The 24,524-nt window shown below is 41.3% G+C and carries 17 protein-coding genes; 5 read left to right on the top strand and 12 right to left on the bottom strand.

The genetic code is table 11. The features are described 5' to 3' along the window. From HMPREF1528_RS06100 to HMPREF1528_RS06080, 5 genes are all read right to left on the bottom strand, one after another. Complete coding sequence (locus tag HMPREF1528_RS06100) at nucleotides 1-1,836, bottom strand: GNAT family N-acyltransferase (RefSeq protein ID WP_016479055.1); 1,836 nt, start codon at nucleotides 1,834-1,836, stop codon at nucleotides 1-3. Nucleotides 1,837-1,850: 14 nt separating this feature from the next. Next, entirely contained in the window at nucleotides 1,851-3,155 is a 1,305-nt protein-coding gene (locus HMPREF1528_RS06095) for a cation:proton antiporter (protein ID WP_016479054.1), read from the bottom strand. A 55-nt stretch (nucleotides 3,156-3,210) separates the two neighbouring features. Further along, nucleotides 3,211-3,924, bottom strand: coding sequence for a DUF4294 domain-containing protein (locus HMPREF1528_RS06090; protein ID WP_012797063.1), 714 nt, complete (start codon nucleotides 3,922-3,924; stop codon nucleotides 3,211-3,213). 94 nt (nucleotides 3,925-4,018) lie between these two features. Further along, the gene (gene ribH / locus HMPREF1528_RS06085; RefSeq protein ID WP_016479053.1) at nucleotides 4,019-4,504 is read right to left on the bottom strand and encodes a 6,7-dimethyl-8-ribityllumazine synthase; all 486 of its coding nucleotides are present in this window, start codon (nucleotides 4,502-4,504) and stop codon (nucleotides 4,019-4,021) included. Between the two features lie 3 nt (nucleotides 4,505-4,507). Next, a complete protein-coding gene (locus HMPREF1528_RS06080) occupies nucleotides 4,508-5,296 on the bottom strand; it encodes a tetratricopeptide repeat protein (RefSeq protein WP_016479052.1) in 789 nt (262 codons plus the stop codon). 1,086 nt (nucleotides 5,297-6,382) lie between these two features. On the opposite strand from HMPREF1528_RS06080, the gene topA reads away from it, so the two are divergent. Further along, nucleotides 6,383-8,860, top strand: coding sequence for a type I DNA topoisomerase (gene topA, locus HMPREF1528_RS06075; RefSeq protein ID WP_016479051.1), 2,478 nt, complete (start codon nucleotides 6,383-6,385; stop codon nucleotides 8,858-8,860). A 75-nt stretch (nucleotides 8,861-8,935) separates the two neighbouring features. Here the strand turns inward: topA and rpe are convergent, their stop codons facing one another. From rpe to HMPREF1528_RS06040, 7 genes are all read right to left on the bottom strand, one after another. Continuing rightward, on the bottom strand, nucleotides 8,936-9,586 hold the full coding sequence (gene rpe / locus HMPREF1528_RS06070; RefSeq protein WP_016479050.1) for a ribulose-phosphate 3-epimerase: 651 nt from the start codon (nucleotides 9,584-9,586) through the stop codon (nucleotides 8,936-8,938). 75 nt (nucleotides 9,587-9,661) lie between these two features. Then, a complete protein-coding gene (gene sufB, locus HMPREF1528_RS06065) occupies nucleotides 9,662-11,131 on the bottom strand; it encodes a Fe-S cluster assembly protein SufB (protein WP_016479049.1) in 1,470 nt (489 codons plus the stop codon). 160 nt (nucleotides 11,132-11,291) lie between these two features. Next, on the bottom strand, nucleotides 11,292-11,846 hold the full coding sequence (locus HMPREF1528_RS06060; RefSeq protein ID WP_002673497.1) for a TlpA family protein disulfide reductase: 555 nt from the start codon (nucleotides 11,844-11,846) through the stop codon (nucleotides 11,292-11,294). A 119-nt stretch (nucleotides 11,847-11,965) separates the two neighbouring features. Further along, nucleotides 11,966-12,439 (bottom strand): DinB family protein, encoded by a 474-nt coding sequence (locus HMPREF1528_RS06055; protein WP_002676733.1) that lies wholly within the window; start codon nucleotides 12,437-12,439, stop codon nucleotides 11,966-11,968. A gap of 4 nt (nucleotides 12,440-12,443) precedes the next feature. Continuing rightward, on the bottom strand, nucleotides 12,444-14,732 hold the full coding sequence (locus HMPREF1528_RS06050; protein WP_016479048.1) for a DUF5682 family protein: 2,289 nt from the start codon (nucleotides 14,730-14,732) through the stop codon (nucleotides 12,444-12,446). Beyond that, nucleotides 14,725-15,579 carry a hypothetical protein gene (locus HMPREF1528_RS06045; RefSeq protein ID WP_009410596.1) on the bottom strand — a complete coding sequence of 285 codons (855 nt, stop codon included), beginning with the start codon at nucleotides 15,577-15,579 and terminating at the stop codon, nucleotides 14,725-14,727. The genes HMPREF1528_RS06050 and HMPREF1528_RS06045 overlap by 8 nt, the downstream gene beginning before the upstream one ends. A 130-nt stretch (nucleotides 15,580-15,709) precedes the next feature. After that, a complete protein-coding gene (locus HMPREF1528_RS06040; RefSeq protein WP_016479047.1) occupies nucleotides 15,710-16,189 on the bottom strand; it encodes a Dps family protein in 480 nt (159 codons plus the stop codon). Between the two features lie 782 nt (nucleotides 16,190-16,971). On the opposite strand from HMPREF1528_RS06040, the gene HMPREF1528_RS06035 reads away from it, so the two are divergent. The 4 genes from HMPREF1528_RS06035 to HMPREF1528_RS06020 all read left to right on the top strand — a co-directional run bounded on the left by HMPREF1528_RS06035 (nucleotide 16,972) and on the right by HMPREF1528_RS06020 (nucleotide 24,439). Beyond that, complete coding sequence (locus tag HMPREF1528_RS06035; RefSeq protein WP_016479046.1) at nucleotides 16,972-20,052, top strand: SusC/RagA family TonB-linked outer membrane protein; 3,081 nt, start codon at nucleotides 16,972-16,974, stop codon at nucleotides 20,050-20,052. Between the two features lie 12 nt (nucleotides 20,053-20,064). Then, complete coding sequence (locus tag HMPREF1528_RS06030) at nucleotides 20,065-21,942, top strand: RagB/SusD family nutrient uptake outer membrane protein (RefSeq protein WP_016479045.1); 1,878 nt, start codon at nucleotides 20,065-20,067, stop codon at nucleotides 21,940-21,942. A 21-nt stretch (nucleotides 21,943-21,963) separates the two neighbouring features. Next, nucleotides 21,964-22,443 (top strand): DUF5018-related domain-containing protein, encoded by a 480-nt coding sequence (locus tag HMPREF1528_RS06025; protein ID WP_009417582.1) that lies wholly within the window; start codon nucleotides 21,964-21,966, stop codon nucleotides 22,441-22,443. A gap of 229 nt (nucleotides 22,444-22,672) precedes the next feature. After that, nucleotides 22,673-24,439: an ABC transporter ATP-binding protein gene (locus HMPREF1528_RS06020; protein ID WP_015781661.1), complete on the top strand. Its 1,767-nt coding sequence runs from the start codon at nucleotides 22,673-22,675 to the stop codon at nucleotides 24,437-24,439. Nucleotides 24,440-24,524: the final 85 nt, after the last annotated feature.

Genomic DNA, 24,524 nt, shown 5'->3' with positions numbered 1-24,524 from the left:
TTATTCATATTCATTATTCTTCATTCGAGCTTCGAGTTCAGCTTGAAACTCTTCTATCACGGGTTTCATAGTGCTTTCAGGGAGGTCGGAAATGCGAATGTACATCAATCCATCTACAGAGTTGTTGAAAAGTGGGTCGACGTTGAAAGCAATGACTTTGGCGTTTTGCTTGATGTACTTTTTAATGAGCACCGGCAAACGCAAGTTTCCTGGTTCGAGTTCATCGATGAGTTTGTCGAACTTATTGAGGTCGGCTTTGGTTTCGTCGAAAATAAAATCTTTATCCTCGTCTTTGAGTTTTACTTTGAACTCTTTTTTAGGGCGTACATACTGTGCAATATAAGGGTCATAAAAGTTCGACTTCATAAACTCTATCATCAGCGATTTAGAAAAGTCAGAGAACTGGTTACTAATACTCACACTACCCAACAAATATGAGTGTTCCGGATAACGCAAAGTGGTATGAGCAATCCCTTTCCACAGCAAAAACAGTGGCATAGGTTTCTGCTGATATTCTGAAATGATAAAAGCACGCCCCATCTCGATGGTTTTACTCATCATATCGTATAATTCGGGCTCAAAACGGAACAAATCGTGGGTATAAAAGCCTTCGATACCGTATTTAGGGAATATTTCAGCCCCTAAGCCCATACGGTAAGCTCCTACTATCTTCTTAGCTTCGTTATCCCAAAGGAAAAGATGATGATAATAGAGGTCAAACTTATCTAAGTCAGACGAAGCGTTAGTCCCCTCCCCTACTTCGCGGAAAGTGATTTCACGCAAGCGTCCTATTTCCTTCATTATATTAGGAATCTCTTGATAAGGTGCTAAGAATACCTCGTAGTTGTTGTTTTTGAGCAGTCGATAATCTTTTTTAGTGATGTTATCAACTTCATTCTCTATGAGGTCTTGTTTAATAGGCGCTTCTATCTGTTGAGGATTGCTACCGCTCTTGCTTGATTTCAACACGTTAGTGAGTGGTAAAAACTTCTTATCTTGCTCTAAAGCATTAGCTAATATATAAGTTTTCTTACGTAAAAATTCGGTAAAATCTTCCAAATCGGTATGCTCATCTTGCATAGCTACCGAAATAGGCTTACCTATGCGTATATAAATAGTGCGTTCTTTCTGTGTAAGCAGTTCTGAGGGCAATTTAGCCGTGCGCAACGTATCACTGATGCTCGCCAAGAAGTAAAACAACTTACTGTTTTTGGCGTGAAAATAGATAGGCACAATAGGCACTTTCACTTTCTTAGCAAGTTTCATAGCTGCCTCTTCCCAAGGCTTATCCACCATCAGTTGCCCCTCTTTGGTTACCGATACCTCCCCCGCAGGGAAAAGACCTAAGGGTTTGCCCTCTTTGAGGTGTGCAATGGTATGCTTAAAGCCCACCACGCTAGATTTCGCATCTTTGCGGTCTTCAAAGGGGTTTACCGGCAATACATAAGGTGCTAAAGGCTCAATACGTTGCAAGAGAAAATTCGCCATAATCTTGAAATCAGGACGTTTTTCTAAGAGTAATTTGAGAAGCAGAATGCCATCAATTCCCCCCAGTGGGTGGTTAGAAATGGTGATAAAAGCCCCTTCTTTGGGGATATTCTTAAAATCCTCTTCGGGTATTTCGAACTTTATTTCAAACTCATCTAACAGTTTGTTGAGGAAGTCTAACCCTTCAAAGTGTTTATTTCGGTTGTAAATAGCATTGAGCTTGGAGATACGGAGCAACTTCATCAGTGCCCATCCTCCAAAAGTACCCAAGAAGCCAAGTTTATCAATATTAATCGCTTTGGCTACTTCTTTGGCACTTACCAATCCTTTATCTTTTTGCTTTCTCATTCTTCTTTAAAGTCTTATGATTGTTTCCCTTTTTGCAGTTGTTTCATTCTTTTCAAGCGTGTCATCACCTCATCGCGATACAAGGCTCTGGTAGCCACTTTGCCTACGGTAAGACCTTGTACTAAAATGGAAAACAATACTACAATATAAGTAATTTGCAACAGTGTTTCTTTTAATCCTCCTTTATCAGCAGGGATAGAGAGTACCAAGGCAATGGATACTCCCCCGCGAATACCCCCCCACACCATCGTGATGAGCGAGCCACGTGAATAGGTAGCTACCTTGCGTAATATCGTTTTGGCAGGAATATAAATCGCCAGTGCACGCCCCAAGAGGCATACGAGAATAGCTACCCCGCCTAAAAGGAACTGCTCTGTTAGATTGTCTATCAGTAGCATCTCAAATCCTATGAATAGGAACAAGATAGCATTCATAATCTCGTCTATGATTGCCCAAAACTTTTCAAGGTAATCTTTATTCTCTGCACTGCTGGCTTTCTTGCCTACATTTCCTACAAAAAGTCCTGCAATTACCATTGCCAAAGGCGAAGAAACGTGAGAAGCTTTGGTGATAAGAAAACCACCCATTACCACTGCCAAAGTGACAAGTACACTCACGTGATAGTCATCGGCTTTTTTCATCATTTGAGAAGCTATCCATCCCAAGAGCACTCCTAGTAAAATACCTCCTCCTGCTTCCAAGAAAAAGAGCTTAGTAATAGTGAAGAACGAAGGCTCAAAAGTGCTATTAGTAGCTAATTTCAGCACTACGGCAAACATTACTACCGCTACCCCATCGTTAAAAAGCGATTCACCCGTAATCTTAGTTTCAATACGTTTAGGTACTTTCACTTGTTTGAGCACTCCCAACACTACAATAGGGTCGGTTGGAGAAATAAGCGCACCAAAAAGCAGACAATAAACGTAAGGAATATGGATTTCTACCAAAGGAGCAATGTAGTACAGCAAAACTGATATAAAGAAAGCTGAGAGTACTACACTGATAGTTGCATACGTAAAAATGGAGATTTTGTAGTTTTTTAGGTCGTTGATATTGATGTGGAGAGCTCCTGCAAAGAGAAGGAAGTTCAACATTGCTCCCATCAGTATTTCGGTGAAGTCAAAGCCTTGTAAAAGCGATTCAAGACGGTGTGCAAGCCCTGTAAATACTTCACCTCCGAAAAGACGTACGCCTACCGATATCATCATAGCAATCACCATAATACCTATGGTCATAGGCAGTTTTACGTAGCGAACATTCACGTACGAAAACAAGGCTGCTAAGACGATAATTACTGAAAAAGCGTAGTATAACTCCATTAGTACTATTTTATTTTCGGCAAAGGTACAAATAATTTGGTAATTTGCAAATCTGCTAATTTGCTAATTGCTTTTGAAGTCTTTTCTGTCGTTGTTCTACAAGGTCTGAGAAGTTATATAGTAAAGCTGGGGTTTGGTATTCTAATTCACCACTATTGATAGCCCGCAAGATAATTTCCTCTATCCAATAGTCCTCTTCTACATTCATAGGGTCATAGCCTTTTTTGAGAGAAAGGTCGTACAGCCACGCGGTTTTGTTATACCAATAAGCATTCCAACCATTGCGCAGGTCTTTTACCAATTCGTAAGCCGTTTTTCCAGTTTGGCGGTGAATGAGTTTAATGAGAATACGCCCTTGTGAGCGGGAAAGTTTTTTGAGTTCGTCGGTGAAGTGGTCTTCAATATAGCGTTGGGTGCGTTTTACGTACACCTTCTTTTGTCGTTTATTTTGCATAGTATCCATCGTACGTTCCATTGTATAGAGCCGGTCGGCAGCCATTTTGGCATACGGATACACGCGTTTCACCCTACTGCGGAGAAGCAAATAGCGCTTTTGAGCTTCTGCATCACCAAAGTAATGCTCTTTACCGAAAACACTCACCTCAGCAAGCCGAATAGTATCTCCTGAATAAAATTGCTGGTCAAAAATATAAATAGTATCACGCTTCTGCGAGAAAGAAGTAAAAGGTAAAAAGTAAAAGACAAAAACAGTGATAGCTGGGTAAGTGAATAAAAGGTAATGTTGTATAGATGCAATGATGTATTTCATTCTGATTTTCTTTATTTATTTTTAAAATCTAACGACTTTAACAACATTTGCATTGCAAAAATTGTTCCAACCTTTTACGTTTCACTTTTATCTTTCACTTCCCTAACACCGCCATTTTTATTGCAGTAATAGCCGCCTCCACGCCTTTATTACCCAGCTTACCACCACTGCGGTCGAGCGACTGCTGGAAGGTATTATCAGTGAGAACGCAGAAGATAATAGGCACTTTACTTTGTTCCGCATTGAGCTGGGCAATACCTTGGGTAACACCCTGGCACACGAAATCGAAATGACGAGTTTCTCCTTGTATCACACAGCCTATTACAATAATAGCGTCTACCTCGGTAGTATCGAGCATTCGCTTGGCAGCGTGCACTAATTCAAAGCTCCCTGGCACTTCCCATAAGAGTATATTGTCATCAATAGCACCACAATCTTTAAGGGTTTCGATGGCACCATTGCGCATTCCGTAAGTTATCTGCTCATTCCACTGAGAAGTAATAATCCCAAAGCGAAGAGATTCCGCATTTGGGATTATATTTTTATCGTATTGTGATAAGTTTTTGTTTTCTGTTGCCATTAATTATTGACTAATTTTCCCTATAAGGATATCAATAGTACGTGCTTCTTCTGAGGTAGGGTACTCGTCTTTGATGCGCTCGTAATATTTCAAGGCATCGTCTTTTTTACCTTGCAAAGAAGCTACTATTCCTGCTTTTTTCAGGTATAATGGAGTTACGAAGTCATTTTTACTATGTTCAAAGGCTTTGATATAATATTTCAATGCCTCAGCGTTATTTTTCTGTTGAAGGTAAGCATCACCTATATTTCCGTAAGCCAAAGCTCCGAAAATATCATCGGTAGAGTCGAACTCTTTGAGGTGATTTATTGCGTTGTTATAGTCACGCAAACGCATATAAGCCATACCCATACCGTATTCAGCCAGGTTAGCAGCTTTGGTACCGCTATAGTTTTCAGCAATTTGCTTAAATCCATATTTTCCTTTTCCACCGTTGATAGCCACTTTAAAGAGGGAATCCTGCGCTCTAGCATCAGTAGCTTCCATCGCTTCATCAAAGAACTGTTGTGCAAAGAAAAGCTCATTAGCAGCATTCTTTTCCCTAGGGGCTTTCACAAACTGTTGGTAAAGCAAATAACCCAAGCCTATCACAGCTACGGCTATGAGAGTTCCAATAATAATCTTCTGATTGCGTTTTACCCAATCTTCGGTGCGAGTAGCGCCTGCATCGAGGGCATCAAACACCTCAGCAGTAGTACTTTCTTTGTGTAATTGGGTCTGTTTTGCTTCGTCTAAATGCTCGGTATCTTTTTGTCTATTAGGTCGGTTGTTGTTCTTTTTGTAAGTTGCCATATATAATTTTCATTAAAGTTCGGCAAAAGTACAACTTTTATTTTAATTAGAAAGCAAAACACAAAAAATTATTTACTTATTAGTCATTTTTCCCATTTTATCTATTAGTTAATATACGGCGAGTTTTCTCCACATCTCCTCCGTCATTCGTCCCTTGTCATTCCTCATTTCTTCCCTTTTCCATCGCTACACTCCCTCTTTAAAGGAGTATGTTTTCCCCTATTGCCTATGACCTAAGACCTCACACTTCCCCATTTACTAATTTTCTAATTTACTAATTTCCTAATTATCCCTTCTCCTTTTCCGTCATACTCCCCCTATTGCCTATGGCCTAAGATCTCACACTTCCCCATTTACTAATTTTCTAATTTACTAATTTCCTAATTATCCCTTCTCCTTTTCCGTCATACTCCCCCTATTGCCTATGGCCTAAGATCTCACACTTCCCCATTTACTAATTTTCTAATTTACTAATTTCCTAATTATCCCTTCTCCTTTTCCGTCATACTCCCCCTATTGCCTATGGCCTAAGATCTCACACTTCCCCATTTACTAATTTTCTAATTTACTAATTTCCTAATTATCCCTTCTCCTTTTCCGTCATACTCCTCCCTAGTGCCTATGGCCTAAGGCCTAGTGCCTTTCCCTTTCTTTCGCCTCGAAACCCCATTTTTAACATTTTTAGCGCTGTTGTATGATATTATGAATCAACTTTTTACACACCCTTTCTATACCAATCGTCCAAGATTCGTATAAGCTTCCTATAAGCTCTCTATAAGCTAACCCCACCTATCTTACAGCTCATTTTTTACCTTTTCCCTGAATTACCACTTCCGAATCTCTCCGATATCTTTCTATCTCCTTAGCTCTTTCCAATAAATCCTTTAATCTCGTCTTACTTCTGTCCGACAAGTCTGAATCGTCCGAGAACTCCATTACTGCCCGTCGTGCTACGACTGCCTGTGCGGCTCGCACCTTTGGCAAAGTTGGTTACTAGCATTATTGGCATTATTGGCATTTCCCTCATTGCTATTTTGCAATTATTTTGTACTTTTGCACCCAATAACTCAAAAAACAAACAAGCGTATGGCTAAGAATGTAGTGATTGTAGAGTCGCCCGCCAAGGCTAAAACCATTGAAAAGTTCTTAGGTAAGGACTACAAAGTAGTATCCAGCTATGGGCATATTGTCGATTTGCCCTCCAATGAACTGGGCGTAGATATCCAGCACGGTTTTAAACCTAATTACCTCATCTCTAACGACAAAAAAAATCTTGTAAAAGAACTCAAAGCACTCACGTCCAAAGCCGAAGTAGTATGGCTCGCTTCCGATGAAGACCGTGAAGGAGAAGCTATTGCGTTTCATCTTTCCGAAACACTCAAACTAAAAAAGGAAAATACCAAGCGCATCGTTTTTAACTCCATTACCAAATCGGCTATTGAAAACGCTATTAAAAACCCTCGTGGTATCGATTATAATCTGGTGAATGCACAGCAAGCACGCCGTGTACTCGACCGCCTCGTGGGTTATGAACTCTCTCCCGTACTGTGGAAAAAAATTAAAAGCGGACTCTCAGCAGGACGCGTACAGTCGGTAGCAGTACGCCTTATCGTAGAACGCGAACGCGAAATACAAGACTTCAAAACGCAATCCTCTTACCGAATTACTGCTGAATTTATCACCTCAGAAGGCAAAGTTGTAAAAGCCTCTTTGCCTAAGAATTTCAACACACAAGCCGAAGCTGAAAACTTCTTGCAACAGAATATCGGAGCGCATTTCAAAGTCCAATCATTAGAAACCAAACCAGCCAAGAAAATGCCTGCGCCCCCCTTCACTACTTCCACCCTCCAACAAGAAGCCGCACGCAAACTGCACTTCTCAGTAAGCAAAACAATGACGGTAGCTCAACGCCTCTACGAATCTGGTTTTATCACCTATATGCGTACCGATAGCGTGAATCTTTCACAAGAAGCGCTCAACACTGCCAAAAACGCTATCGTGCAACTCTTCGGAGCTCAGTACAGTCAAGTGCGCAAGTTCGCCACTAAAAGCAAAGGCGCACAAGAGGCGCACGAAGCCATTCGTCCTACCGATATGAGTCGCTCCTCTATCGCTGCTGAACCCGACCAGAATAAGCTATACGAACTGATATGGAAACGCACCCTTGCCTCACAAATGGCAGATGCTCAAATAGAGCGCACTACCGTAAAAATAGAAGCCGATAAGCACAAAGAACACTTTATAGCCAACGGCGAAATGGTACAGTTCGATGGCTTTTTAAAAGTGTATTTAGAAAGTACCGACGACGAGGAAGAAGAACAAGAAGGAATGCTCCCCAATCTCAAAAAAGGAGAAGCTCTTACGCATCGCTATATTACTGCTACCGAGCGTTTCACTCGTCCATTACCTCGTTATACTGAGGCTTCGCTGGTGAAAAAGTTAGAGGAACTCGGTATCGGACGCCCATCTACTTATGCTCCTACCATTTCTACAATTCAAAACCGCGGATATGTGGAACGTAGCACACTCGAAGGTGAAGTGCGCCCCTATCAGCAACTCACCGTTACAGGTAATAGTATCAAAACGCAAACTCTTAGCGAACGAGTAGGTGCCGATAAAGGCAAGCTTGTCCCCACCGATATAGGTAGTGTAGTAAACGATTTTCTCGTTTCCCATTTCGATACAATAATGGACTATAATTTCACTGCCAAAGTAGAAAATAGTTTCGACGAAATAGCCGAAGGCACTGAGAATTGGACAAAGATGCTCACACAGTTTTACAATCATTTTCACCCCGTAGTAGAAAATGTTGAAAAGCATACAGGTCGTGAAACAGGTGAACGCGTGCTGGGTACCGACCCTAAATCAGGTCGCCCTCTCAGCGTACGCTTAGGTCGTTATGGAGCTATGGCGCAAATAGGGAATCCCGACGATGCCGAAAAGCCTATTTATGCAAGTCTATTGGCAGGTATGTCTATCGAAACGATTACTTTTGAAGAAGCTCTCAAACTCTTCGAGCTTCCTCGTCAGTTAGGCATTGTCGATGGTAAGAATGTAGAAGTGAATGTAGGGCGTTTCGGACCCTATGTGCGCTACGGCGATGCTTTCATATCACTTGATAAAGGTGAAGACGTTTTCAGTGTAACTCTCGAGCGGGCTAAGCAACTCATCGGCGAGAAGAAAAAAGCTGACGCTCCTATAGCCACCTATCAAGGAGTGGAAGTTACCAAAGGTGTAGGTCGTTTCGGCCCCTTTATTAAGTGGAACAACACCTATATAAACGTTACCAAAAAGTACAATTTCGACCATCTTAGTCAGCAAGATGTAGAAGAACTTATAGAAGATAAGCTCAAAAAAGAATCAGAAAAGGTAGTGAAAGAATGGGACGAAGGAGCTATCCGTATAGAGAAAGCTCGCTGGGGACGTTTTACCCTCCTCAAAGGTAAAACCAAAGTAGAACTCCCCAAAGACACCGATATAGCAACTTTCACCAAAGAACAAGCTCTTGCCCTCCTTACCGAGAAAGAGCCTAAACCTAAAAAAGCCCCTTCTAAAAAGAAATAATACAATAATAATAGGCTATCAAAAAGATAATATTTCTTTCTTGATAGCCTATTATGTATCATAAAATAAGTATTTTTATAATACTGATTTTTTTAATTCCGCAATCGTTTGGGTAGGGTTAGTAGCATTGAAGATAAAACTGCCTGCTACTAAGGCATCAGCACCTGCCTCTACAAGTGCTTTGGCATTCTTTAAACTCACTCCACCATCTATTTCTATAAGTGCGTGTGCCCCTACTTGTTCAATAAGTGCTTTAGCTTGACGCACTTTCTTATAAGTATTTTCAATAAATGACTGTCCACCGAATCCAGGGTTCACACTCATCAGCAAGAGTACGTCTATATCTTGAATAACATCTTCTAACAAAGCGACAGGTGTATGCGGATTGAGGGCTACTCCTGCTTTCATTCCTTCTGCTTTAATTGCTTGTATAGTGCGATGCAAGTGCGTACACGCCTCGTAATGCACAGTAAGAATATCACTACCGAGCTTAGCAAAAGTGCTAATATAGCGGTCGGGGTCAATAATCATCAAGTGAACATCTAACGGTTTGGTAGCGTGTTTGTGAATCACTGAGAGTATAGGCATACCATAAGAGATATTAGGCACAAAAACACCGTCCATAATATCAATATGAAACCAATCGGCTTCGCTGGCGTTTACCATTTCCACGGCTTGTTGCAGGTTGCCGAAATCGGCAGCTAATAATGAAGGAGCGAGAATCATATTTTTAATGTTTAATGATTAATGTTTAGTGATTTATTTTATGAAGCAAAAGCAATTTTTAGTATACCATCGTCATTAACCAACACTGCCCTCTAGTGAAATCTCTAAGAGTTTTTGAGCTTCAACAGCAAACTCCATTGGCAATTTGTTAAGCACTTCTTTGCCAAAGCCATTTACGATGAGTGAAATCGCTTTCTCGGTATCAATACCCCGCTGATTGCAGTAGAAAATCTGGTCTTCACCAATCTTAGAAGTAGTAGCTTCGTGCTCTATTTGAGCAGTAGGATTTTTAGCTTCTATATAAGGAAAAGTGTGCGCTCCACAGAGGTTACCCATCAATAGGGAGTCGCATTGAGAGAAATTGCGTGCATTTTTAGCATTAGGCACTACTTTCACCAATCCGCGGTAGCTGTTTTGTGATTTCCCGGCCGAAATACCCTTAGAGATAATCGTAGATTTGGTGTTATTGCCTAAGTGTATCATCTTAGTACCCGTATCGGCTTGTTGGAAGTGGTTAGTAACCGCAATAGAGTAAAATTCGCCTATAGAATTATCCCCTTTGAGCACTACTGAAGGGTATTTCCAAGTAATAGCAGAGCCTGTTTCTACTTGTGTCCACGATATTTTGGCATTTTTCTCAGCCAAAGCGCGCTTGGTTACAAAGTTATATACACCGCCTTTACCGTCTTTATCACCAGGAAACCAGTTTTGAACGGTAGAGTATTTAATTTCGCCTCCCTCCATTGCGATGAGTTCTACCACTGCGGCGTGCAATTGGTTTTCGTCGCGTTTGGGCGCCGTACAACCTTCGAGGTAAGAGACGTAAGCGCCTTCATCAACAATGAGGAGGGTTCGCTCAAACTGTCCTGTTCCTGCTTGATTGATACGGAAATAAGTAGAAAGCTCCATAGGGCAACGCACCCCTTTGGGTACATAGCAAAAAGACCCATCAGAGAAGACTGCTGAGTTAAGAGCTGCGTAGAAATTATCGGTTTTAGGTACGACGGTACCAAGGTACTTACGCACCAAGTCGGGGTGTTTTTGTATCGCTTCGGAGATGGAACAGAAGATAATGCCTCGTTCTGCTAATGTTTTTTGAAAAGTGGTTGCTACTGAAACGGAGTCCATCACTACGTCCATTGCTACGGCAGGTTTTTCTTCTACTCCCGCAAGGCGTTTTTGTTCTTCAAGAGAGATACCGAGTTTTTGGAAAGTTTCCAATAGCTGAGGGTCTACCTCATCAAGGCTGTTAAGTTTAGGTTTCTGTTTAGGAGCAGAATAATAAGCAATATCTTGAAAGTCGGGAGTTTCAAACTTGAGATTCGCCCAATGAGGAGGCTCTTCCATCGCTTGCCACGCACGGAAGGCTTCTAAACGCCAATCAGTCATCCACTGGGGTTCGTTTTTCTTTTTAGAAAGGGCTATTACCACTTCCTCGTTGAGCCCTTTAGGAAAAGTTTCTGATTCGATATCTGTATAAAAGCCGTATTTGTATTCGCTGTTTTCTAATTCTTCTTTAAGTTCTTCTTCTGTATATTTAGCCATAATTCCTTTTAGATAAGAGGTAAGAGATAAGAGGTAAAAACTCCTCTTATTTATACCGAGATGCGATTTTACAAAGCGCAAAGATAGTACTTTAAATTGAATCTAAAATACTATCTTTATAATTATTTTGTTTGAGAGATAGAGTTTGCCTATAGTTAAGCTATTGGGTAAGACTGTCTAACAACTGATGTACTGCATCACTATTCCAGCGTGCAATACCGTCTTTCTGAGCGCGTACATAACCGTTTTTATCTACTATGTAACCTGCAGGAATCTTATCGGGGTCAAAAGGCTTTTTAGGAGCTTCGATAATGAGGTAGGTAACTTTGAAATGAAAATTGCGCTTTTGCATCATTTCATCTACTGGCTCAGGGAGCTCATTGGTGATGATGTAAAAATCCACTTTATCCTTATAAGCATCGTAGAGTTTTTCGACTGCATAAAGGTCGGCTACACTGATTTCACGCCAAGAAGAAAAGAAGTATACAAATGATGGTTTCTTACCTTCGGTTTGGGAATAGTTAAACTGTACATTATTGCGGTCTTTTAGTTGCCAATCGAAGTCTATTTTACGAGCTTTATCAGCGGGAATAATATCTACTGAGCCGGCGAAGATACGCTGTAGTAATATCTTACTTTCGTACCCCAAAGGAGTTACAAAGAAAGAGAGCACAAAAAGAATAAGTAGTAGGTTGAGTATGGTACGTTTTTTCATAAACTAATTTTATTGATAGCGATTGCAAAGGTAATACTTTTTTTCTAATTGAGAAACTTACTTCAATATCAGAAATCAAATAGCTTTTTGTGTTACTCATCTATTTAATTTATAATCAATTACTTTTTACTTCCTGTAATTGCACATTTTAAAGCTAATACACTTCCCAAATGTACTCCTTCGTGTGAAATATTGAAGTAAATAGCTTCTTCAATAGTATTGAGTTCGTACTCTATGCCCGTTACATAATGATTATAATGCTTAAAAATTCCTTTTTGATAATCAGTTTCGAGCCAATTTACAGTGCTGATGAGAAGGTCTTTTAGTTCCTCTATCTCGGCAGAAGTAGGGATATGCCCATCAGGAATGGTGCCTTTGCGATAACGTTCTACAAACTCAGGGGTGAGGTAGGTAGGCAGGTCGCTATTGGCATAGCAATAATTCTGCTGGGTAACCACGCAGTGAGCCAGATTCCACAAGATATTGTTTTTAAAGCCCGCAGGAATGATTGCTAATTCTTCGGGGGTAAAGCTATTGAGCAATTTGAGTTGTCGCTCACGCAATTTTCGGTATAAAGTAAATACTTCTTTCATATATTTAAAAATCAAAATCAAAGTCGTTGAGTTCGTCTAATTTAGTATTCTCTTCTTCCGTAAGCACTTCTTGCAAAAGTTCGGCAGTAGCTTCTTTACCAGTACCCCAAAGGTCTCCTAAAAGTTCAGCGATACTGTTCTTTTGGTTAGGCTCAAAATCCGAAAAAGCACGGCGCAAGAACACTACTGAGCGCATAAACTGCTCTTCGTCTAATTGGCGTACATAATTATCTAACTCTTGCCATATAATCGTACGCGATAACAATGCGTATCTATTTCTTCCAGAAAAGCCTTCAAACCACGAGGCTCCTAAATCGGCGGGGACACCTGCTGAAAGACGGCGTGACACTTCTTTTCCACATTGTTCTTCAGTAGCTAAATTGTGCTCTAACAATATAGCAAAGGCTACCCCCGAGAGCTTGGTGTTCACATCGTCGCGCCACGCAAGGTGGGTGAGTTCTTTTTGCCACGTTTCGGTATCTACCAATTCGTATTGCTGTTCGGCTATGAACTCCATAGTATTGATAGCTTCTACTATTTGCTTAGAGGCTTTGTCATCACAAGATGAAGCATCTATCAGTAATAACGAAGCACGGAGGAAAAGCTGTTGCAAGATAGGTTTCAGCGGTTCGAGATTGAACTGACGCAGGTCACCATACTGTATAAGCACCGAGAGCTCGTGTGCGGCAAAGGCAGTTTCAGCAAAACTATTACTATCTACCAAAAGGCGTTGTAAGGTGCTGAGCGCATTGCTAAAAATATGCGTAAGCTGACATTCGCAAGCCTGCCTAATGATTTTAGCCACCACCGAAAGGTCGGTGCTTTCGTTGAGCTGTTCTTTGAGTACAAAAGCTGTGGCTATTTCAAGCGTTTCACCTTTAAGGTTAGCTTCTACAATTTCTATTTCGACCTCAGGACTCCACTGTAACACCCATTTCTCTGCCCACGAGGCTTTATCCTGCTGTACGTGTTGCTGGGTGGCAAAGTGAATGCCCAACACTTCCAAGCGATGAAGGAATGTAGAGCGATTTAGGTCTATAAAAGCAGCTTCTTTGGTCTTTACCTTTAAGTTCTCACGCAGGTCGAGGGTGAGGTCTTGCGCTACCGCCGATTTGTAGTTGGTGAGCTTTAAGCGTTTCAACTCTTGGTTCATATCCTCTTGTACGGGCGTCTGGCTCACCCCTTCGGGTAATACCCCAATAGCCGTACCGATATCTACCTTATTGATAGCTTCGGCTACCACAGCAAGGTCTCCCCCACCAAAACAAGTAACCACTGCATCGTGGAGGTCTTGCAACACAGGGTAAGAACCACCTTTCATAGCCGAAAGCACATTGGCAAGGCGCACCGCTTCGATTACGCTAGCAGAAGAGGCATTTTGCCCTTGATTACGCAAGATTTTGGCTACTTTAGTAAGATAGACAGCTGATAGCTGATTGAGGGTGTTTTCGTGCATCGCTTGCCACATCAGTTCAAAGTAATAAGGAGCCGTATTGCCCGCTCCGTACCCCGTACGACTGCTAAGACGCAAATAGGAATAAGGCATTAGGGTGAGTTGAGAGGTAGCTTTGGGGAGCTTTTTAAGTTCGTCATCAGTTATAGCAGGTAGGCTGTTTTGGATACCTGATAAGTGGTAAGCCCCTACAATTACTACTATTTCTTCGGGTTTGAACTCGGTGCAAGCCTTAGCAATCTCACGTTTCATATATGCCTCACGAATGAGATTATACGAGAAATCGAAAGGCGCGTTTTCATATTCTTTATCTATGACCATTTGGCGCATTTCACCCGATTGTAAGGCAAGTGTGGGTGCAAAAGCATCGGGATTGATATTGTGTTCAAAATGGCGTTCCCAATAATCTTCATAGTCGGTTTCGCCCCCCTCTTTGGCTATTTGCTTGTAGAGGGTATTGTGGTAGAGATAAAAATCTTTGGCTTTTTCGGCTTCTTCCTCCGTGCGTTGCTCCTGCTTCAATTTCAGCATATTCTCCGAAGGCAAATCGATGAAACGAAGTGTTACCTTCTTCTTTACTCCCCAACATATTGCTTGATATTCGGGAGAATAAGACGCAAATGGATAGAGCACTGTTTCGATAGGCAATTCGGTAGTATAGCCCAGCATAGCGATAGGAGGTTTTACCCCTTTTTGCGCTATTTGAGATATCAGAGGGGTAGCATCGGCAGGACCTTCGATGAGAATACACTTGGGGTTGTTTTCCTCTAAGAAGGTAATTAAATGATGGGCTGCCGAAGGCGACAGATGCCTTACACCGAAAAAGTGAATGTTATTCATAATAACTGAGGGTGCGTTCTATAATTTGTCGGGGTTCACCGTTGATGAAAGTCGTTTTGGCAATCCAATTACCTCGATTATCGTATTTATACTCGTAAGTCGCTACATTCTTCTGTTTTTGAGGTAGTTTATTTTCTGCTTGTAGTTTGATACAATCTCCTTGACTATTGTATTTTTTGGTAGTAATATTCACCAACTTATTGTCTTTGTCGTAAGTGCGATTGCGTTCGGCTAAATGCTGTTTATTGAACTTGCTTTCTACCCTTTGCAACAAATTGCCCTGAGCATCGTAGTAGCGCATCTCGACAGGGTCGCCTTGTTTGTTGTAAGTATAAGCTATGGTAGACTCTAACTGATTGGCGTGATAAGTTTCCTCTTTTAGCACTTTGCCATTGGTATCTACTTGATAGTTATAATGCGTTTTTAAGAAGCCCCCAGGTGAGTAGGTCGCATCTTTGATAAGATATCCTTCGGGGTTGTAGACATAAAGGGTTTTATCGGAATTGTAACGGGTTTCAAACAGTTGCCCTTGCGGATTATAATAGTATTCCATACGACTGTACAATTCACCGTTTTTGAAGAAAAAACGCATTTGAGTGAGATACCCATTGGGGTTGAAATCTTTTTGAAGATTGTCGAGGTTACCTATCTTGACTACTGTATCCAAATCGCGGTCGATGGCTCCTTTTACGAATGTTTTTCCTTGGGTAACTACCTCATAAGGGATACTGCGCTGACTTTTCACTTTTCCTTTGAGTCCTGAGAGTTCCCAATCGGTAGGGGCTTTGTGTTGAGCGGTGAGGATAGTGGTTGCGATGAATAGGATAGATGTGATTAAATATTTCATTAGTTATGAGTTATCAATTAAGAGTTATGAGTTGTGCAAAGGTAGGGATTAATTATGAATTGGCAAAAAAAGAAAGAGGAATTGATTATTTTTAGTCAATTCCTCTTCCTCGTTTAATCAAAATTCAGTATTAAATTACTTCATTGAGGTAGGCTTTGAGCATCCAAACGGTTTTCTCTTGTCCGGATATAAAGTCACTCATTAAAGAATTAGTACCTTCATCACCTATTTCATCAGAGAAGTCTAACAATTCTCTTTCCAAAGGTAATAAAGTGCTAATGGTATTGATTATCAGGCGTACGGTTTTATCATCGTCGAAAATGTTTTCGCCTACGGGAACAGAAGTGTGCTTTACATAGCTTTCGAGAGTGTGAAAAGGCACGCCACCGAGGGTAAGAATACGCTCAGCTATTTCGTCGACTTGTTCTTGTGCGGTATTATAAAGTTCTTCGAACTTCACGTGTAGTTCAAAGAAGCGTTTTCCTTTTACGTTCCAGTGTACACCGCGCAAGTTTTGATAATACGTTTGATAATTGGCAAGCAGTACATTTAGCAAGCCGATTTCTTTTTCTACTTTAGCTTTATCAAGCCCTAAGGTATTTAAACTCATAATTTGTTATTTTAAAAATTCTACGGTGCAAAGGTAGCAGTTTTTTTGCAAAGAAGAGGTACTGGATTTATAGATTTTTTTAATTTTAAAATAACGGTAATTAATAGTAGAGAATGAGAAAATTAGAAAATTAGAAAATGAGAGAATGAGAAAATTAGAAAATTAGCAGATTAGTAAATGGAGGCGGAGAAAAACGAAAGATATCAGAAGGGAGCTGAGAGGGATTTTCGTGAGAAAAGGCTATTAGGAGGGTGGGGTTAGCTTATAGAGAGCTTATAGGAAGCTTATACGAATCTTGGACGATTGGTATAGAAAGGGTATATAAATAGTTGATTCATAATATAATACAACAACACTAAAAATGTTAAAAACGGGGTTTCGAGGCGAAAGAAAGAGAAATAGGTGTTAGGCCTTAGGCCATAGGCACTAGGGGATAACATCCCCTTTTACACATACCCAGCTGTCGCTGGCTACCTTCAAAGGGGGAATATAGCAACGGGAAAGTCGAGGGTAATGTGGTGAAAACCTCGTCGATGAGGTGACGGTAAGGCGAACCTAAGATGGGGGTATAGCGATGGGAAAAAGGATTTTTGGTAGTGGTTGTTTTTAGATAAATAAGAAGAAAAGCGTTCGTATAATTGCTTATAAATGAATAATAAGGAAAGAATAGAGAAAGTTTTCGTAAAAATATTTGGTAAAAAACTTGTACGTGTTAAAAAAGTGTTATACTTTTGTAGCGTTGAAAATTTCCTGATTTAGTTAACCAAAATTTTTCTTGTTATATGAACAAATGCATTTATTGTTTGTTACTGCTTGTGCTGGTCTTCTGTACACAAGTAGGTAGGGCTCAAATAAAGGTAACCGGTGTTGTTACCGATGAGCATAAAAGTCCACTTCCTGGAGTAAGTGTACTGATAAAAGGGACTACTCACGGGGTAGCAACGGACTTTGACGGTAATTACAGCATTGATGTACCTAATAATGCTGTATTGGAGTTTAGTTCAGTAGGTTACGAAACACAGACTAAGAAAGTAGCCGTAAATGGGGGGGGTAAATCCCTTACAATCAACACTTTACTAAAATCTCAAGTACAAGAGTTGGGCGATGTGGTGGTGGTAGGTTATACCACATCTACTAAAAGATCTCTTGTTTCTGCAGTATCTTCTGTTAAGACAGAGGAGTTAAAAGAAATTCCTGTAACTAATATCACGCAAGGATTGGCAGGGCGTTCACCAGGGTTGATAGTGAAAGGCTCGGCTGGGCTTGACAACCGCAGTACGATTTCTATTCGCGGGGGAGGTACGCCATTGGTAGTAATTGATGGCATTATACGCGATTACGACGATTTTGTAAATCTGCTTCCCGAGGACATCGCATCTATTTCGGTATTGAAAGACGCTTCGGCAACGGCGGTGTATGGAGCGCGTGCTGCTAATGGTATTTTGCAAGTGACCACTATGCGTGGTAAAGAGGGGATCACTACCATTGAGTACAATCACTCTGTAACCATTTCACAGCCTTCGTTTCTTCCTAAACGCTTAGATGCCTATCAGTGGGCGGTGCAAAACAATATCGCTAAACAGAACGACAATTTGCCCATTACCTATACCGATGACAAATTGCAAAAGATTTTAGATGGTAGCGACCAGCTGAATTACCCCAATACCGATTGGCAAAAACTTATCTTAAAAGAATTTGCACAGCAATATCGGCACAATTTGCAGATAACAGGAGGTAAAGAACACAACAAGTATTTGGCTTCGTTAGGTTATTTGCATAAGGGTTCACTCTACCGCAGTGGTACGCACCATATGGAAACGATTAACTTCCGTGTGAACCAAGAGTTCAACATACCCGGTACAGGACTTTCAGGTAATACTTCTATCGACGGTTATTTAAAAGAAAACGAACACCCTTATTCATCGACTGCAAGTGGCTATTACCAAGTGTTTAGCCATACTTTGGTAAACCACAATCCGCTGACTCCTGCGGTGAATAAATACGGACTTCCTTATGTAAACACTACCGATAACCCTGTAGCCGAGACTTCGAGAGATGCAGGGTATTCACGCCAAAACTACAAACATATTAACGGACAGATAGGCTTGCAATGGGCATTGCCTTGGGTAAGCGGTTTAAAAGTGAGAGGTAACTTCAACTATCGTTATATGAGCTCAGAAGATAAGTCTTGGCGTAAAGATGCTAAACAGTACGACTGGGATAGCACTACGCCCGCAGCTGTAGCTAAACCGCAACTCAACAAATCGGTTGGCAATGCATATACGTATACTTATCAAGCTTTTGCTGAGTACGTTAAGGATTTTAACAAGCACGGTATTTCAGCACTTGCGGGTTATGAAGCCTCTTATGGTTTTAACAATAACCTATGGCATAAGCGAATTAACTACAATTTTCCTATCGACCAATTTAATCCAGGACCTAAAGAAGGTATGGACGGAGGCGGTGGAGAGAGCGAAAACGGTAGAGCTGGTGTTGTGGGACAAGTGAAATACAATTATGCCAAACGCTATTTTGTGGAAGGCAGTATGCGCCACGATGCGTCAGACCTCTTTCCTAAGGATAGGCGTTGGGGTACCTTCTTCTCAGGTTCATTCGGCTGGATACTCTCGGATGAGGTGTTTATGAAAACACTTAAAGAGCGCCATATTTTCGACTTGCTTAAACTACGCGGTTCTTATGGAGAAGTGGGTTTGGACAGTGGTGTAGGGCGTTTTGCTTATTTGCCCTCTTATAACCTGAATAATACAAGTTATGTGATTGACGGCAAGTTTTATCAAGGTTTTTCGGAAGGCGATATTCCTTCGTCCGATATTACGTGGTATACCACCAAACAAACCGACATAGGTTTTGATTTTGAGTCGCTCAGCAATCGCTTGTACGGTTCGTTTGACTACTTTTTCTACAAAACTACTGGTTATCTTACCGCACCAGACCCATTGGAAGTAGGGTATACCGCCCCTCTTGGAAAGTCGTTACCTAAAGTACTCTCTAACAAAGAACACCGCCGTGCGGGTTACGAAGTGCAATTGGGTTGGAAAGACAACATAGGCGAACTGAAATACAGTATTTCGGTGAACACTACTTTCTTTGACCAATTATGGGCTAATAACCCTGATGAGAGCTTGGAAAACCGTAAAAACCCGTATTTGCGTACCACTCAACAAGTAGGTTACTACGGTACAGGTTATCGCACCTTGGGGTATTACCAAGACGCTAACGATGTGTACAACAATCCTAAGCGCGTGAACTCACATCACTTAACAGGAGGAGACATCAAATACGAAGACTTCAACGGAGACGGTAAGATTGATGGAGCTGATTTTGCGCGTATCGGTAAAAACGGTTTCCCACGAGCTAACTATGGAATCAATTTAGGAGTGAGCTATAAAGCTTTTTCGTTTAATATGCTTTTACAAGGGGCTACACGTTTTGATATTTATTTAGGTAGTACTATTTTGGGACAAAGTGCCAATGCGGGTACTACGCCTTTCTACAAGTTCCAATTGGATTACTGGCGCCCCGACAATACAGGAGCTAAGTTTCCACGATTAGTATCCTCGCATTCAGTAAACGGCAATAATAACGTGGCAAGTAGTGACCATTGGCTCATCAATGGGGCTTATTTGCGATTGAAAGACTTTTCAATTTCTTATGATTTGAAGAAAGCCGCTTTGAAGGACTACAAGTGGATATACGCTATGAAGCTTACCCTTAGCGGACAAAATGTATTTACTATTTCGGAAGCCACTAAGTACGGTATGGATCCTGAAATAGTGAACAGTGATTTCTTTGGATATCCTAATGAGCGAATGTTTTCATTAGGTTTAAATGTCGCACTATAAAAACAAGAGTATATGAAAAAATATATCGAATATATCAGTATAGCGGTAGTTCTAACAGGGCTCACTGCTTGTAATGAACTTGATACCAAACCATTTGAGAGTTATGACGACGAGACGGTTTGGGGCAGTAAAGAGTCGGCTGAGTCGTTTGTAATCAACTCTTATAACGGCACTATTACCAACTTTACGGGTTATGCTTATTCAGAAAGTATTACGCCTAATGGTATCCACAGCGATTTAAACAACTTAGATGTATTTCCTGTGGAGCGATTTGATAGATTTACAGGTTCGGCACAAGGGCTTGATGACTTTTTTGCCAACTTGCGCGAGTGCAATATGATTATAGAGAAAGCTCCTACTGAGGCGTTAAAAGCCGAAGGTTATTTGCTAAGAGGGGTATTATTTTTCCACCAAACACGCTGGCAAGGACGTTTTGTACCCATTTTAAGGGTGCTCAACACCAAAGACAAAGAGGCTTTTAGGACACTCTACACCAAAAATCCTACCGAGAGCTACAAATATGTAATGGACGATTTGACCAAAGCCACCCAAGGAATGCCAGAGACTTCGGCACCAGGGAGAGCCAACAAGTACGCAGCTCACGCTTTTAGAAGTCGTGCTGCCTTGCAAGCCTACGCTTATACCAAAGACGCTCATTATTTAGATATCGCTATTGAATCGGCAAAAGCAGTGATTAACTCAGGCAAATACGCCCTTACTTCGGCAGAAAACTTCGGCAATATGTTTGTAGAGGCAGGCAAGTATGACAAGGAGATTATCTTAGCTCATTATCGCTTGAGCCTCAATACAACGGTAGGTAATTTTAACGAGATGATAAGAGTTGTACCGAATATCAACAATAACGAAGTGAAATTTGTAGGCGGTAAAGAATTTGCCGATGCCAAAGGACGTTCGTTTGAAGGTTGGGCAAGTTACTTCCCTACACAAGATTTAATAGACCAATATTTGGTGGTAGACCAAGCAGACCACACTGCTAAACCTTGGTATGAAACTTCACAGTTCCTCAACAATGTGGAAAACAGAGATATTTCATCGCTTACTGAAGGCGCTTTAAACACCGTGCGCCACAATGTACCTGAGGCTGCCGATTTGGGAACCAATGCCAAAGGAAATATCATCACCCGTTACGGGAAGATAAAAAGTAGTGCCACAGAGACTAACATCAGCAACCTAATGTATCAGCACCGCGATGCCCGTTTCTATCAAACCGTTGTATACGACCAAAGCAATTGGCTAAAAGAAGAGGTGGAAACCAATATTTGCGGTAACCTATGGGCAGGAGTGCGTGAAGGGCAATCGGACTCTTGGTATACTACCGCTTCGGGGTACTACTGGCGCAAAGCTGTGGTGCAAGTTGAACCCCGCGTGTACGTAAGCAATAATACAGATTACCATTTTGTAATAGCGCGATTGGGTGAAATGTATATGAACTTGGCAGAAGCCTATTTGCTAAAAGGTGATGTGGCACAAGCGGTTACCGCTCTTAACAGAACACGCGTAACCCACGGAAACTTACCTGCTTCGACAGCAGCCACCTTAGCCGATGCTTGGAAAGATTACATACGCGAACGCCGTGTGGAAATGGCTTACGAAGGTGACCTATACTGGAGTTTCTTGCGCTGGGGACAATACGGAGGCGATGCTAATGACGGAGCTGCAGCAGGAGCAGTGATAAACGCACTTAACACCCCTGTGCACAAAATACAAATCACCAAAGACCGCAAGCAGTTTATGGTAGCCCAAATTACCCGCAACGGGGCGTGGGAACGCACTTTTACTACTAAACGCTACTTGATGCCTATCCCACAAGGTACTTTAGACCAGCGCTCGGCAAGTGGTATAAACGACGCACAAAACCCAGGTTGGTAATAACTTAAAAACGAAAGAAAAATGAAAAGATATATATTATATGCACTTTTTGCTATCTTAGCGATAGGCTTTAACAGTTGTTTGAAAAGCAATTTGGAAGAGTTGCCTGCCTTTGAAGAAAATGATGTTACCAATGTAGACAGAGTGGAATATCGGTTTATCAGCGATGAAATATCGAAGGCAAGTAACCAAAAGATTGTGAAATTCATCAATTTAACAGTGAACAAGAAGGAGATTAACAAGACCGATAAAACTGTAAAAATAGAAGTAACAGTACCTGCTGCCAATAGCGATTTCCCGACCGTGGAAAGAGATAAAGTAAGCAAAGCTAATCTCACTGTTATTCTATCGGTTTCCACCGCTGCTCGTGTATTCCCGATAGGCGATGCACCACGATTGGGCACTCCAGGAGACTGGACAAACCCACATAAATACAAGATTGAGGCAGCTAATGGCAATACCGCTGAGTGGACAGTAGAAGTAACAAACGTTACTAAGTAACTTGGTTATTAAATTTTTATAAGGAAAATCGCTACACAGGTTGTAGCGATTTTTTTATATAGTCGTAGCACGAAAGACAATTTAATTAGCAGATTTGAAAATTAGCAAATGAGGACTGGTGGGACGAGGTAGAACTGGGGTGAGATAGAAGAAACGGGGAATAAATGACGAGTGTTAAATTTGGGGATTTGGGAATTAGTTCGTAATTTTGCCACCTTAAAAGAAAACAATGTCAGAAAAAACATCTCGGACTAAACATACTTTTCGTCAGCTGTCGCGCTTTGTAAAACCTTATCGTGGGGTATTTATAGCCGTAGCTCTCTTTGCAGTGCTATCGTCTATCTTTTCGACCGCACAACCTTACCTGATAAAAGTAGCGATTGACAATTATATCACTCCTAAGGATTACGAGGGGTTAGTGCGCATTGTGTACATACTCATAGCTTTGCTATGTGCGGAAGTAACGATGCAGTTTCTGTTTTCTTATTACTCTAACTGGCTGGGACAAACGGTAATACGCGATGTACGCGAAAAGCTTTTTGCGCACTTGTTGCGCTTTAAGATGCGGTATTTTGACAAATCGTCCATAGGTGTATTGGTAACGCGTGCGGTGAACGATATGGAACGGATAGGCGAAATTTTCAGTTCGGGGCTTTTTGAGATGGCAAGCGATATACTGAAAATGTTTGTTATCACGATTGTAATGTTTGTGATTGATTGGAAATTGGCGCTTATCAGCTATGCTACGATGCCTCTGATTTTGTACTTTACGCGTTGGTTTCAACGTTCAATGAAGGCAGCTTTTGTGGAGGTACGTCACGAAGTAGCAAACCTAAACGCTTTTGTACAAGAGCGCATTTCGGGTATTAAAGTACTACAACTTTTTGCGCAAGAGCGCGAAGAATTGGAGAATTTCAAAAAGATAAACGAGAAACACAAACAGGCGTGGCTGAAAACGATATGGTACAACTCTATTTTCTTTCCGATTGGCGACTTGTGTGTATCGATTACCATTGCGCTGATTGTGTGGTTTGGCGGTCGGCAAATTATAGGAGAGAACGTGTACGACTTAGGGAATATCTTCCTTTTCATACAACTTTCGCAACAGTTATTCCGACCCATTAGGCATATAGCCGATAAGTTCAACACTTTGCAGATGGGCATTATCGCTTCTGACCGCGTATTTGCTATTTTGGATACTGAAACGGATACTGAAACCGGAGGAGAGAAAGAGTTGAAGGAGGTGAAAGGTAATATTAAGTTTGAAGACGTCCGTTTTGAATACGTAGCAGGAGAAGAAATCTTGCACGGCATTAGTTTTGAGGTAAAAGAAGGCGAAACCATTGCGATTGTAGGGGCAACGGGTGCAGGGAAGACCACTATCACTAATTTGCTAAACCGTTTTTACGACTTGACTTCGGGGGCGATTTACATAGATGGGGTGAACATTGAGGAGTATACTCTCAGTTCGCTACGAGAGCACATTGCTACCGTGTTGCAAGACGTATTCCTATTTGCCGATAGTATTTACAACAATATCACCTTGAAAAATCCTGCTATCACCGAAGAGGAAGTGATTGCGGCTGCTAAGAGTATAGGAGTTCACAACTTTTTGATGAGTTTGCCAGAGGGATATCATTACAACGTGAAAGAGCGTGGGGTTATGCTTTCGGCAGGACAACGCCAGCTGATAGCTTTCTTGCGCGCCTATGTACACAAACCGCAAATTCTTATTTTGGACGAGGCAACGTCTTCAGTAGATTCGCATTCGGAAAAGCTCATACAAGAGGCTACCGATAAGATGACCGAAGGGCGCACGTCCATCATCATTGCGCACCGCCTTACCACCGTGAAAAAAGCTGATAGAATAATAGTATTAGACAAAGGGAAGATAGTGGAAATAGGCAATCACGAGGAGTTGTTGCAAATAGAAAACGGCTATTACCGCAACTTGTATGAGGTGCAGTTTTTGGAAGAAGTGAAATACAAGGAGTGAGACTGCATCTCAGAAATTAACATAAATGAGGTTCAGAATCAAGCAGATAAAACGCAATTGAACTGACATTATATAAAATTTAATT

Origin of the sequence: Capnocytophaga sp. oral taxon 336 str. F0502, from assembly GCF_000411575.1 — a bacterium.
GTDB classification, from domain to species: domain Bacteria; phylum Bacteroidota; class Bacteroidia; order Flavobacteriales; family Flavobacteriaceae; genus Capnocytophaga; species Capnocytophaga ochracea.
Note: the sequence above shows the minus strand (reverse complement) of the source record. Positions and strands in the feature narration are given on the sequence as shown.

Excerpts from the sequence above, each read along its gene's own strand:
- rpe (WP_016479050.1), bottom strand. The coding sequence starts at position 9,586 with ATGATTCTCGCTCCTTCATTATTAGCTGCCGATTTCGGCAACCTGCAA.
- HMPREF1528_RS06045 (WP_009410596.1), bottom strand. The coding sequence starts at position 15,579 with ATGAAATATTTAATCACATCTATCCTATTCATCGCAACCACTATCCTC.
- HMPREF1528_RS06055 (WP_002676733.1), bottom strand. The coding sequence starts at position 12,439 with ATGAAAGAAGTATTTACTTTATACCGAAAATTGCGTGAGCGACAACTC.
- HMPREF1528_RS06080 (WP_016479052.1), bottom strand. The coding sequence starts at position 5,296 with ATGGCAACTTACAAAAAGAACAACAACCGACCTAATAGACAAAAAGAT.
- HMPREF1528_RS06050 (WP_016479048.1), bottom strand. The coding sequence starts at position 14,732 with ATGAATAACATTCACTTTTTCGGTGTAAGGCATCTGTCGCCTTCGGCA.
- HMPREF1528_RS06095 (WP_016479054.1), bottom strand. The coding sequence starts at position 3,155 with ATGGAGTTATACTACGCTTTTTCAGTAATTATCGTCTTAGCAGCCTTG.
- HMPREF1528_RS06025 (WP_009417582.1), top strand. The coding sequence starts at position 21,964 with ATGAAAAGATATATATTATATGCACTTTTTGCTATCTTAGCGATAGGC.
- sufB (WP_016479049.1), bottom strand. The coding sequence starts at position 11,131 with ATGGCTAAATATACAGAAGAAGAACTTAAAGAAGAATTAGAAAACAGC.
- HMPREF1528_RS06030 (WP_016479045.1), top strand. The coding sequence starts at position 20,065 with ATGAAAAAATATATCGAATATATCAGTATAGCGGTAGTTCTAACAGGG.
- HMPREF1528_RS06060 (WP_002673497.1), bottom strand. The coding sequence starts at position 11,846 with ATGAAAAAACGTACCATACTCAACCTACTACTTATTCTTTTTGTGCTC.
- HMPREF1528_RS06100 (WP_016479055.1), bottom strand. The coding sequence starts at position 1,836 with ATGAGAAAGCAAAAAGATAAAGGATTGGTAAGTGCCAAAGAAGTAGCC.
- ribH (WP_016479053.1), bottom strand. The coding sequence starts at position 4,504 with ATGGCAACAGAAAACAAAAACTTATCACAATACGATAAAAATATAATC.
- HMPREF1528_RS06090 (WP_012797063.1), bottom strand. The coding sequence starts at position 3,924 with ATGAAATACATCATTGCATCTATACAACATTACCTTTTATTCACTTAC.
- topA (WP_016479051.1), top strand. The coding sequence starts at position 6,383 with ATGGCTAAGAATGTAGTGATTGTAGAGTCGCCCGCCAAGGCTAAAACC.
- HMPREF1528_RS06040 (WP_016479047.1), bottom strand. The coding sequence starts at position 16,189 with ATGAGTTTAAATACCTTAGGGCTTGATAAAGCTAAAGTAGAAAAAGAA.
- HMPREF1528_RS06035 (WP_016479046.1), top strand. The coding sequence starts at position 16,972 with ATGAACAAATGCATTTATTGTTTGTTACTGCTTGTGCTGGTCTTCTGT.
- HMPREF1528_RS06020 (WP_015781661.1), top strand. The coding sequence starts at position 22,673 with ATGTCAGAAAAAACATCTCGGACTAAACATACTTTTCGTCAGCTGTCG.